We start from the raw sequence: 12,290 nt of genomic DNA, 5'->3' as shown, positions 1-12,290 counted from the left end.
ATGTTAGAATTTGAACAAGGATTTAATCATTTAGCCACATTGAAAGTTATCGGTGTAGGTGGTGGCGGAAATAACGCCGTTAACCGTATGATTGACCATGGTATGAATAATGTAGAATTTATTGCCATCAACACTGATGGACAAGCTTTAAACTTATCAAAAGCTGAATCAAAAATTCAAATTGGTGAGAAATTAACACGTGGATTAGGTGCTGGTGCTAATCCTGAAATTGGGAAGAAAGCAGCAGAAGAATCAAGAGAACAAATTGAAGATGCTATCCAAGGTGCTGATATGGTATTCGTAACTGCTGGTATGGGTGGCGGTACTGGAACAGGTGCTGCACCGGTTGTTGCTAAAATAGCAAAAGAAATGGGTGCTTTAACTGTAGGTGTTGTTACGCGTCCATTCGGTTTCGAAGGTCGTAAGCGCCAAACACAAGCGGCTGCTGGTGTAGAATCTATGAAAGCAGCAGTGGATACATTAATTGTTATTCCAAATGATCGCTTATTAGATATCGTTGACAAATCTACGCCAATGATGGAAGCATTTAAAGAAGCGGATAATGTATTACGTCAAGGTGTACAAGGTATTTCAGATTTAATTGCAGTATCAGGTGAAGTGAACTTAGACTTTGCAGACGTTAAAACAATTATGTCTAATCAAGGTTCTGCGTTAATGGGTATCGGTGTGTCATCTGGTGAAAACAGAGCAGTCGAAGCCGCTAAAAAAGCAATTTCATCTCCATTATTAGAAACATCAATTGTAGGTGCTCAAGGTGTACTTATGAACATTACAGGTGGAGAATCACTGTCTTTATTTGAAGCTCAAGAAGCAGCTGATATTGTTCAAGATGCTGCAGATGAAGATGTGAATATGATTTTTGGTACAGTTATTAACCCAGAGCTTCAAGATGAAATTGTAGTTACTGTTATCGCAACTGGTTTTGAAGATAAACCTTCTTCACAAGGTCGTAAAGCTACAAGTACTGGTTTTGGTTCAAGTGTAAATAGTAGTTCTAATCATCAATCTGGTGCTAGTGCTAAAGAAGATTCATTCTCTGCACACACTTCTCATTCACAATCAAGTGAAAGTGTAAATGAAAGAAGCCACACTACTAAAGATGATGATATTCCTAGCTTTATTAGAAATAGAGAAGAAAGACGTTCTAGAAGAACTAGACGCTAATCGTCAATATAATCACTGTATTTTATAATAGCCTGAGACATTTTATAGTCTCAGGCATTTTTAACGTATTGGAGTATCTAAGTAATCTGAAAACTTAGTTATATATCAATATTTAACTAAATTTTTTTGTTTTGAAAGATAAGACAACACTTTTAATAAATTTTTGACGCTAATTCTCAAAATGACATTCATATATCGATAACACTGTTAATATAAATACTTTATATATTTATTATCTCATGTGCATCATTTAGGTAACCATTGATAGTTAGTAATTGGTACAAGTTTAAATAAATTTAAGTATGATATATAATTGTTTCATAATTGGTTACTTAATATTTAGATTATTTTTAGAACATTTCGATTTGAAATTAAGTGTATAGTGGAATGTATATATAAAGGGGTGGTGAAATATTTTGAAAGAGAGATTTATTAAGAAAACTCATTATTTAGACTATCAATTTGATGAGCCTACTGATATTAAGTTAGGTTTCACTACTCGAGAAAATGGGTTAAGTCCTTATCCTAATCATAGTTTTAATATGGCGAGATATATCAGTGACAGTGCACATCATATTACACATCATCAAAATATCTTAGCGAATCTTATTGGTTATACAAGAGATGAATGGGTTTTTCCTATACAAACACATGATAATCGTATCGTTGAAGTTACAAGTGAACATAAAGGAACAAATATTGATGAACTAACTGATGATTTACATGGCATAGATGGAATGTATACTTTTGATTCTCACATTCTTCTTACTATGTGTTATGCGGATTGTGTACCTGTATATTTTTATAGTGAACCACATGGCTATATAGGATTAGCACATGCAGGTTGGCGAGGAACATATGGTCAAATAGTAAAAGAAATGCTAAAAAAAGTGGATTTTGATTATGAAGACTTAAAGATTGTAATTGGTCCAGCAACTTCAAATTCTTATGAAATCAATGATGATATAAAAAATAAGTTTGAGGAATTAACCATTGATTCAACTTTATATATTGAGACCAGAGGTAAAAATCAACATGGTATTGATTTGAAAAAGGCTAACGCACTTCTTCTAGAAGAAGCTGGAGTTCCATCAAAAAACATATACGTTACGGAATATGCAACTTCAGAAAACTTAGATTTATTCTTTTCATATCGTGTTGAAAAAGGGCAGACGGGACGTATGTTAGCATTTATTGGACGGAAGTAAAGTGAATGAAGTAGGTGAATAATTTATGGATGTTAAAGAAAATCTTGCTAAGATTGAAAAGGAAATTGATGCAAGCATTAAAAAAAGTGCGCATTCAGCACAACCTCACGTGATTGCAGTAACAAAATATGTTACAATAGAGCGAGCTAGAGAAGCGTATAAAGTAGGAATAAGACATTTCGGTGAAAATCGATTAGATGGATTCAAAGAGAAGAAAGAATCTCTACCAAGCGATGTTAAATTACATTTCATTGGTTCTTTACAATCAAGGAAAGTAAAAGATATTATAAATGAAGTCGATTATTTTCATGCTTTAGATCGTTTAAGTCTAGCTAAGGAGATTAATAAAAGAGCAAATCATGTTATAAAATGTTTCTTACAAGTAAATGTTTCTGGAGAAGAATCTAAACATGGCATAGCTCTTGAAGAAGTGAATCAATTTATAAATCAAATTAAAGAATATGAAAATATCCAAATTATTGGATTAATGACGATGGCACCATTGACTGATGATTTATCGTACATAAGAAATTTATTTAAAGAATTAAGACATAAAAGAAATGAAATTCAACAATTCAATTTAGCACATGCACCTTGTACAGAATTATCTATGGGAATGAGTAATGATTATCAAATGGCAGTTGAAGAAGGTGCAACCTTTGTCAGAATTGGGACTAAACTTGTAGGAGAATAGGAGTGAGCCCCCCTTGGCTTTAAAGGATTTATTTAATAATTTTTTTGTAGTTGAAGAAGAAGAGGAAGTTGAAGGACCTGAAGAACGTGAATCTTCTAGATCACGTGAACGTGTTCAAGAACGCGAAGATTACAATCGTAATGAGAATCAAGCGACACCACAAACTTTTAACAATAAGCAACAAGCGATTAAGTCTGTACCTCAAAAGAACACTTTGAGATCGAATACAACTTCTGAAGAAAGGAATTATCGTATGAATAATAATTCAAAAAATAATTCTAGAAACGTTGTAACAATGAACCAAGCATCACAATCATATGCTGCTCAGGAAAGTTCAAAAATGTGTCTGTTTGAACCACGTGTCTTTTCAGATACTCAAGATATTGCCGACGAATTAAAAAACAGACGTGCAACTTTAGTAAATTTACAACGCATTGATCAAGTATCAGCAAAGCGTATTATTGATTTTTTAAGTGGTACGGTATACGCAATTGGTGGAGATATTCAACGCGTGGGTACTGATATTTTCTTATGCACACCTGATAATGTTGAAGTAGCCGGCAGTATAACTGATCACATCGAGAATATGGAGCAACACTACGAATAAGGAGTTCAACTATGGATATTGGTTTGCTAAGTACAATTTTCCGATTTATTATATTTTTAGTTCAAATATATTATTTTGGAATGATTATATATTTCTTTACTTCTTGGGTTCCGAGTATAAGAGAGTCTAAGTTTGGAGAATTTTTAGGAAAGTTATATGAACCTTTCTTAGAACCTTTCCGTAAAATTATTCCTCCTATTGGCTTTATAGACATTTCTTCTATCGCGGCAATCTTCGTTCTAGTTTTATTCCAAAGTGGTTTAGTAAAAATATTTAATTTAATTCTTGCATATTTATCTTAAAATGTGACACGCACTAATTTTATAATATTTAACATAACGAGGCAAAGTAGCTAGACTTTGACCTCGTTTTATCATATGACTTATTGTTGACAGTGTTATAGTCGTAGTGTTTTAAAAGTTTTTCAACATAAAAGGAGTAGATAACCATCGATATATATCAGCATTTTAGAAAGGAAGAACAAGATGCTCTCGATCAATTCATCGATAAATGTAAGCAGGCTGATGCTAATTATGCTCCAGTTCTAACCCATTTCTTGGATCCGAGAGGTCAATATATACTTGAAGTCATTACGCGTAGTTATCAAGATTTACATGTTACATTTTTTGGTGGACCACATGCAGAAAGAAAACGTGCAATCATCGCACCATTATATTTTAAGCCACAGCCTGAGGACTTTGAATTAACTTTATTTGAACTTCAATATCCTAAGAAATTTGTAACAATACAACATCAACACGTTCTTGGAACACTCATGTCACTGGGAATACAAAGAGATCAACTCGGCGATATTATAGTTGGAGAAGATATACAGTTTGTTTTGACAAAACAATTAGAATCATATATTATATCTGAATTAACGCGTATTAAGGGAGCCTCAGTTAAACTTAATTCTATTCCTACTGAAGATATGATACAATCAGAAGAGAATTGGAAAGTTCATAGTACAACTGTGAGCGCTTTGAGATTAGATGTAGTTTTAAAAGAGATGATTCATAAGTCTCGAAATATTGCACAACAATTAATTATAAAAAAAAGAGTCAAAGTTAACCATACAGTAATAGATTCTACAGATTTTCAATTAGAGCAGAATGATTTATTGTCAATCCAAGGTTATGGTAGAGCTCAAATTGTTGAAATAGGTGGAAAAACAAAAAAGAACAAGTTACACATTCATTATCAAACACTATTTAAATAGCTATCAATCAAGGAGGATTATCATGCCTTTTACACCAAGTGAGATTAAGAATAAAGAATTTACACGAGTAAAAAATGGTTTAGAACCTACAGAAGTTGCAAATTACTTAGAGCAACTAAGTAATGAAATCGAACGTTTAAAAGAAGATAAAAAGCAACTTGAAAAAGTCATTGAAGATAGAGATTCTAATATTAAATCATATAAAGATGTTCACCAATCAGTAAGCGATGCACTTATTCAAGCACAAAAAGTAGGAGAAGAGACAAAACAAGCAGCAACTAAAGAAGCTGAAGCCGTTTTATCAAAAGCACAAGTACAAGCTGACAGTATTGTGAATGATGCAATTGAAAAAGCGCGTCGTCTAGCTTTCCAAACTGAAGACATGAAACGACAATCTAAAGTTTTCCGCTCTCGTTTCCGTATGCTTGTTGAAGCACAACTTGACTTACTCAAAAGTGAAGATTGGGATTACTTACTCAATTATGATTTAGACGCCGAGCAAGTGACATTAGAAGATATTCATCATCTTCATGATAATGATTTGACACCTGAAGAACGTGCAATGAAACAAAAGCAAAATCAAGAAATATCGGCTAATCAGCCTTCTACATCAAGTTCAGAATCTGTGAGTCAATCAAATGCAAATAACGAATCATCACAATCAACATCAAATAATTAAAAACGAATCACAGGTTAACTATTTGATGTAAAAATACCGAAGAAATTTCATTGTTTATTAAAAATGCATTTTCTAAATAGTAATTTATTGATATGATATAAAGACAGACGCGTAAGAAACAGTGAACATAGTACAGCGAGTTAGGATTGGTGTGAGCCTAGCATATTGTTTGTTTCTTATATCACTGGCTTTTTCAATTTTATAAATATTCTTAAGAGAACTCTAAGTTGAGTTAAGTAGGGTGGTACCGCGGATTAACCGTCCCTTTTAATTGAACTTAGAGTTCTTTTTTATCATTACAAGGAGTGAATTTAATGAATTACAAAGATACCCTATTAATGCCGAAAACTGATTTTCCTATGAGAGGTGGCTTACCGAATAAAGAACCACAAATTCAAGAAATGTGGGATAATGATGAGCAATATCGCAAAGCGTTAGAAAAAAATAAAAATAATCCATCATTCATTTTGCATGACGGACCACCATATGCTAATGGTAATTTACATATGGGACATGCATTAAATAAAATCATAAAGGATTTTATTGTTCGTTATAAAACAATGCAAGGCTTTTATGCACCGTATGTGCCAGGTTGGGATACTCATGGTTTACCAATTGAACAGGCTTTAACTAAAAAAGGCGTTGATCGCAAAAAAATGTCAGTTGCAGAATTTAGAGAGAAATGTAAAGAATTTGCATTAAAGCAAATTGACATTCAAAAGAAAGATTTTAAGCGCCTTGGTGTACGAGGTGATTTTAATAATCCATACATTACATTAACACCTGAATACGAAGCCGCACAAATAAGATTATTTGGAGAAATGGCAGACAAAGGTTTGATTTATAAAGGGAAAAAACCTGTGTATTGGTCACCTTCAAGTGAATCATCACTTGCAGAAGCTGAGATAGAATATCATGACAAACGTTCTGCATCAATTTACGTTGCTTTTGACGTCAAAGACAGTAAAGGTAAAGTTGATTCTGATGCCCAATTTATTATTTGGACAACTACACCATGGACAATTCCATCAAATGTGGCAATTACAGTTCATCCAGAGCTAAAATATGGTCAGTATAATGTTGATGGACATAAATACATAGTTGCCCAAGCATTATCAGAAGAAGTCGCAGAAGCATTAGGTTGGGATAAAGATTCTATACAATTAGAGAAAGAATTCACAGGTAAAGAATTGGAATTTATAGAGGCACAACATCCATTCCTAGATCGTGTATCATTAGTAATTAACGGTGAACATGTTACGACAGACGCTGGTACGGGATGTGTCCATACAGCTCCCGGTCACGGGGAAGATGACTATATTGTAGGTCAAAAATATGATTTACCAGTAATTAGTCCTTTAAATGATAAAGGTGTATTCACTGAAGAAGGTGGACCATTTGAAGGAATGTTCTACGACAAAGCAAACAAAGCTGTGACTGATCTTTTAAAAGAAAAAGACGCACTACTTAAACTTGACTTTATTACACATAGTTATCCTCATGATTGGCGTACGAAAAAACCTGTTATCTTTAGAGCTACACCACAATGGTTTGCATCCATTAATAAAGTAAGACAGGATATTCTTGATGCAATTGAAGACACGAACTTTAAAGTAGACTGGGGTAAAACACGAATTTACAATATGATTCGCGATCGTGGCGAATGGGTAATTTCTCGTCAACGTGTATGGGGCGTTCCTTTACCGGTATTTTATGCTGAAAATGGCGACATCATTATGACTAAAGAGACAGTAAATCATGTTGCAGATTTATTTGAAAAATACGGTTCAAATATTTGGTTTGAAAAAGAAGCTAAAGAATTACTTCCTGAAGGATTTAGTCATCCTGGAAGCCCTAACGGTGAATTTACTAAAGAAACTGATATTATGGACGTTTGGTTTGATTCTGGTTCATCACACCGTGGTGTATTAGAAACGAGACCTGAACTTTCATTCCCAGCAGACCTCTATTTTGAGGGTAGTGATCAGTATCGCGGTTGGTTCAACTCTTCAATTACAACTGCTGTAGCTACTCGTGGTCAAGCGCCGTATAAATTCTTGTTATCACATGGCTTTGTCATGGACGGTGAAGGTAAGAAGATGAGTAAGTCATTAGGTAATGTTATAGTTCCTGATCAAGTTGTTAAACAAAAAGGCGCAGATATTGCACGTTTATGGGTAAGTAGTACTGATTACCTTTCTGATGTGCGTATTTCCGATGAAATTCTTAAACAAACGTCTGATGTATATCGAAAAATTCGAAATACTTTAAGATTTATGTTAGGTAATATTAACGATTTCAACCCTGAAACGGATAGTATTGCTGAAACAAATTTACTTGAAGTAGATCGCTATTTGTTAAATCGTTTACGTGAATTCACAGCGAGTACGATTAATAACTATGAGAATTTTGATTATTTGAATATTTATCAAGAAGTTCAAAACTTTATCAATGTTGAACTAAGTAACTTCTATTTAGATTACGGTAAAGATATACTTTATATTGAGAAAAAAGATTCTCATAAACGTCGTAGCATGCAAACCGTTTTATATCAAATACTTATTGACATGACAAAATTACTAGCACCAATTTTAGTGCATACAGCTGAAGAAGTTTGGTCTCATACGCCTCATGTAAAAGAAGAAAGTGTACACCTTTCAGATATGCCTAAAGTTGTTGATGTAGATGAAGAATTGTTAGAAAAATGGAATACATTTATGAATTTACGTGATGATGTTAACCGTGCATTAGAACAAGCACGTAATGAAAAAGTAATTGGTAAGTCATTAGAAGCTAAAGTGGTTATTGGAAACAATGAAACATTTAATACAGCGGAATTCTTACAACAATTTAATGACTTACAACAATTATTCATCGTTTCACAAGTTGAAGTTAAAGATAAAGTAAATGATGGTGTATCCTATCAATATGGAGATATCCATATTAAACATGCTGAAGGTGAAAAATGTGAAAGATGTTGGAACTATACAGAAGAATTAGGTTCAGTAGGTGAACTTGAACATTTATGCCCACGATGTCAAGAAGTAGTAAAAACTTTAGTATAATAAAAAGTTTTTACATGTGAGCGTGTATTTCAAGAAAATAAATTTTAAATTATTGATTAAATACAATAAGAAAGCCCAAAATGAATTTCATTTTGGGCTTATTTTTGTGAAGTTATAAGATTTCAAATAAAGAAATTTCACTAACTTTTTAAAGGTAATTTGATAAAGTAGATTTCTATATTTAATGTTTGGTTTTTAATAAAATTGAACAAGTTTCGTAGATTCATATTCATTACATTTTTGTGTCATAGAATATTTTTCTCATTATAAGCACAGTGATTGTATTGAATCTTCATGTATAAAATGATAACAATATTAATAAGGTATAAATCAATCATTTGAGTTCAATTTAATTTTTAGTCATAATATATAAAATACAAAGTGTTGGATAGTGTAGTATAGTATTTATTCACATTACTGATTGAATTCATTAGGATTTAATAATAAAAGCATCAATATAATAATTTTATCTAAATGTATTAAATTTTTGTATAGATACAATTCATAATCAAACGTCTTGGACAAAAATATTTAATTTTTAATAAAATATAGGCATATGTTTTTAATAAACGTTGTTACTAAATTTAGATAGCATTTAGATTTTCATTTATCTTTATTATGTGAGTGAAAAAAAGAGAAAGATTAAAAGAAGAAACACGTATATATTTTTTATTACTGCGCTTAAAAAGATAAACATACACTTTCAACAAAGTAATCATTTAATTATTTAAAAGAAAAGTAATCATTTAATTATTTAAAAGAAAAGTAATCATTGAAAGGAAAATAAGATGTTTCATAACAAAAATGCAAATTTTGTAAATGGTGTAACTATCAATATTAAAGATAAAGAAACAATTAAAACATTTTATGAGAATGTTTTAGGATTTAATCTTATCAATGAATCTGAAACTGCTGTACAATTTGAAGTTGGCGATTCAAATCAATTTATTACTTTTATTGAAATACAGAATGGACGAGAACCGTTAATGTCTGAAGCAGGTCTTTTCCATATTGGTATATTGTTGCCTACTTTGACTACATTAGCTGATTTACTCGTACATTTAAGTGATTTTGAAGTACCAGTGAACGGTGGACAACAAAGTGTTGCAACATGTTTATTTATTGAGGATCCAGAGGGCAATGCTATAAAGTTTTATGTCGATCGTGAGACAGAATCATGGATTGATGAGAAAGAAGGCAGAATTAGAATGGATATTGCTCCAATTAATGTACCTCGATTACTGCAAAACGTCTCTCATACTCAATGGCAGGGCATACCAGATGAAACTAAATTAGGTTCATTACATATTAAGTCCATTCGAATTTCTGATGTTAAATCATATTATTTAAATTATTTTGGACTAGAAGAATCAGCATATATGGACGATTATTCTCTATTTTTATCTTCAAACGAGTATTATAATCATTTGGCTGTTAATCAGTGGTTATCTGCGACAAAACGAGTAGATAATGAACATACCTATGGTTTAGCTATGATAGATTTTCACTATCCAAAAACAACACATAAAAATCTTAAAGGACCTGATGGTATTTATTTTAGATTTAATAGAATAAAAGAAGTGTGATGATATGAAAAAAGCAATCATAGTCATGTTTGTTGTTACTGTTATCTTGACAATAGCAGCACTCATTGACGAGTTTATGATTCAAGATGCGAAACATGGTCAAAGTCGTTTTACGTCACATCATCCTATGAAAATCAATACATATAAAAAGGGGCAGTGTACATATTACGTCTTTGAACGTGTTAAAAATGATGGAAATAAGATAAACAATAATTGGAGCGACGCCAAGCATTGGGATAAAAAAGCAATTGATGATGGATACATTGTTGACCGTAACCCTAAAAAAGGATCAATATTACAATCTTCTAAAGGGAAATACGGTCATGTTGCATATATAGAAACAATAAATGAAGATGGTTCTATGTAAGTTTCAGAAATGAACTATACACAACCTTATGAAATCACAAAACGCACAATTCATACCTATGATATTAAAAATTATTATTATATTCATCCGCAAAAGATAAAAACATAATAGACAAGATATCTTTTTCAAAATTACGTTCTAGGATATAATGTTAAGTGTTGCTTTAGATGACATTAAAAAGAATGGAGGCACTTCTTTGAAAAAGAAATACTATATTAGCATCTCTTTACTTATGACAATCATTGTATTAGTTTTCGATCAAGTTTCTAAATGGCTTATTACAATCTCAATGAAGGTTGGAGATTCATATGAAATTATCCCTAACTTTTTAAATATTACATCCCATAGAAACAACGGTGCAGCATGGGGGATTTTGAGTGGTAAAATGCTATTTTTCTATATTATTACTATCATTATTTTAATCGTTTTAGTTATTTTTTATATTAAAGAAGCACAATTTAATTTGTTTATGCAAGTTGCAATAAGCCTATTATTTGCTGGAGCTTTAGGAAATTTTATTGATCGCGTATTACATGGCGAAGTTGTGGATTTTATTGATACAAATATATTCGGATACGATTTTCCTATCTTTAATATTGCGGATTCAAGCTTAACAATTGGAGTTATATTCGTAATCATCGCACTCATTAAAGATGCAATCATAAATAAGAAGGAGGTCTAGTTTTGGAAAATTATAATTTTAATATTATCGAACAATCACAAGTTGGACAACGTATAGATAAACTTGTTTCAGATTTAAATAAAGATTGGTCACGTAGTCAACTTCAAGATTGGATTAAAGAAGGTTTAGTCAAGGTAAATGGTAAAGTAATTAAATCGAACTATAAGGTCAAGTTAAATGACAAAATTGTTGTAACCGAGAAAGAAGTCGTAGAGGCAGATATAAAACCTGAAAACTTAAATTTAGATATTTATTATGAAGACGAAGACGTTGCTGTTGTATATAAACCAAAAGGTATGGTTGTACATCCATCTCCAGGCCATTATAGTGGAACATTAGTAAATGGATTAATGTATCAAATTAAAGATTTATCAGGAATCAATGGCGAAATACGTCCCGGCATAGTTCATAGAATAGATAAAGATACGTCTGGTTTATTAATGGTTGCTAAAAATGATGTTGCTCATCGTCATTTAGTTGAACAACTTATGTCTAAAACTGTTAAACGAAAATACACGGCGTTAGTTCATGGTAATATCCCTCATGATTATGGCACTATTGACGCACCAATTGGTCGAAATAAAAACGATAGACAATCGATGGCTGTGGTTGATGACGGTAAAGAAGCTGTGACACACTTTAATGTATTAGAGCATTTTAAAGATTATACATTGATAGAATGTCAATTAGAAACAGGGCGTACACATCAAATTCGTGTACATATGAAATATATTGGTTATCCTCTTGTAGGGGATCCGAAGTATGGACCTAAAAAAACGTTAGATATCGATGGACAAGCTTTACATGCTGGTATAATTGGTTTCGAACATCCTGTAACACATGAATACATTGAGAAGCATGCAACATTACCTAACGATTTTGAAAAGTTACTAGATGATATAAGACGTAGAGATGCATAAACGAATGAGGCATCGATTTTTAATTATAAATACTAACTTTGCCATTGACTTATACTATTAAAAGTTTTAAACTAATAA

Annotated in this window: 11 protein-coding genes and 1 pseudogene; all 12 read left to right on the top strand. The window is 31.9% G+C overall.

The features are described 5' to 3' along the window. The 12 genes and pseudogenes from ftsZ to FNL83_RS08060 all read left to right on the top strand — a co-directional run bounded on the left by ftsZ (window position 1) and on the right by FNL83_RS08060 (window position 12,212). Window positions 1–1,185 (top strand): cell division protein FtsZ, encoded by a 1,185-nt coding sequence (gene ftsZ, locus FNL83_RS08115; RefSeq protein ID WP_001830170.1) that lies wholly within the window; start codon window positions 1–3, stop codon window positions 1,183–1,185. A gap of 416 nt (window positions 1,186–1,601) precedes the next feature. After that, entirely contained in the window at window positions 1,602–2,393 is a 792-nt protein-coding gene (pgeF, locus tag FNL83_RS08110) for a peptidoglycan editing factor PgeF (RefSeq protein WP_002456593.1), read from the top strand. 25 nt (window positions 2,394–2,418) lie between these two features. Then, complete coding sequence (locus FNL83_RS08105) at window positions 2,419–3,087, top strand: YggS family pyridoxal phosphate-dependent enzyme (protein WP_001830146.1); 669 nt, start codon at window positions 2,419–2,421, stop codon at window positions 3,085–3,087. Window positions 3,088–3,100: 13 nt separating this feature from the next. After that, a complete protein-coding gene (locus tag FNL83_RS08100) occupies window positions 3,101–3,694 on the top strand; it encodes a cell division protein SepF (RefSeq protein ID WP_001830143.1) in 594 nt (197 codons plus the stop codon). Window positions 3,695–3,705: 11 nt separating this feature from the next. Further along, a complete protein-coding gene (locus FNL83_RS08095) occupies window positions 3,706–3,996 on the top strand; it encodes a YggT family protein (RefSeq protein ID WP_001830086.1) in 291 nt (96 codons plus the stop codon). 140 nt (window positions 3,997–4,136) lie between these two features. Beyond that, window positions 4,137–4,913, top strand: a complete 777-nt coding sequence (locus tag FNL83_RS08090; protein WP_032604113.1) for a YlmH family RNA-binding protein — start codon at window positions 4,137–4,139, stop codon at window positions 4,911–4,913. Window positions 4,914–4,935: 22 nt separating this feature from the next. Then, window positions 4,936–5,592 carry a DivIVA domain-containing protein gene (locus tag FNL83_RS08085; RefSeq protein WP_001830163.1) on the top strand — a complete coding sequence of 219 codons (657 nt, stop codon included), beginning with the start codon at window positions 4,936–4,938 and terminating at the stop codon, window positions 5,590–5,592. 314 nt (window positions 5,593–5,906) lie between these two features. Next, window positions 5,907–8,657: an isoleucine--tRNA ligase gene (ileS, locus tag FNL83_RS08080; RefSeq protein WP_002469567.1), complete on the top strand. Its 2,751-nt coding sequence runs from the start codon at window positions 5,907–5,909 to the stop codon at window positions 8,655–8,657. 788 nt (window positions 8,658–9,445) lie between these two features. Continuing rightward, window positions 9,446–10,243 carry a VOC family protein gene (locus FNL83_RS08075; RefSeq protein WP_001830106.1) on the top strand — a complete coding sequence of 266 codons (798 nt, stop codon included), beginning with the start codon at window positions 9,446–9,448 and terminating at the stop codon, window positions 10,241–10,243. Window positions 10,244–10,247: 4 nt separating this feature from the next. Beyond that, window positions 10,248–10,718: pseudogene (locus FNL83_RS08070) on the top strand (CHAP domain-containing protein). Between the two features lie 88 nt (window positions 10,719–10,806). Continuing rightward, window positions 10,807–11,292 (top strand): signal peptidase II, encoded by a 486-nt coding sequence (gene lspA, locus FNL83_RS08065; RefSeq protein WP_002494957.1) that lies wholly within the window; start codon window positions 10,807–10,809, stop codon window positions 11,290–11,292. Window positions 11,293–11,294: 2 nt separating this feature from the next. Then, window positions 11,295–12,212, top strand: a complete 918-nt coding sequence (locus FNL83_RS08060; RefSeq protein ID WP_001830176.1) for an RluA family pseudouridine synthase — start codon at window positions 11,295–11,297, stop codon at window positions 12,210–12,212. The last annotated feature ends 78 nt before the right edge of the window (window positions 12,213–12,290 follow it).

Source organism: Staphylococcus epidermidis, from assembly GCF_006742205.1.
GTDB lineage: Bacteria > Bacillota > Bacilli > Staphylococcales > Staphylococcaceae > Staphylococcus > Staphylococcus epidermidis.
This window is presented reverse-complemented; position numbering and strand designations above follow the sequence as displayed.

Bases quoted from the DNA above. Each gene is read 5' to 3' on its own strand.
- ftsZ (WP_001830170.1), top strand. From the start codon at position 1: ATGTTAGAATTTGAACAAGGATTTAATCATTTAGCCACATTGAAAGTT.
- FNL83_RS08085 (WP_001830163.1), top strand. From the start codon at position 4,936: ATGCCTTTTACACCAAGTGAGATTAAGAATAAAGAATTTACACGAGTA.
- FNL83_RS08095 (WP_001830086.1), top strand. From the start codon at position 3,706: ATGGATATTGGTTTGCTAAGTACAATTTTCCGATTTATTATATTTTTA.
- FNL83_RS08075 (WP_001830106.1), top strand. From the start codon at position 9,446: ATGTTTCATAACAAAAATGCAAATTTTGTAAATGGTGTAACTATCAAT.
- FNL83_RS08105 (WP_001830146.1), top strand. From the start codon at position 2,419: ATGGATGTTAAAGAAAATCTTGCTAAGATTGAAAAGGAAATTGATGCA.
- ileS (WP_002469567.1), top strand. From the start codon at position 5,907: ATGAATTACAAAGATACCCTATTAATGCCGAAAACTGATTTTCCTATG.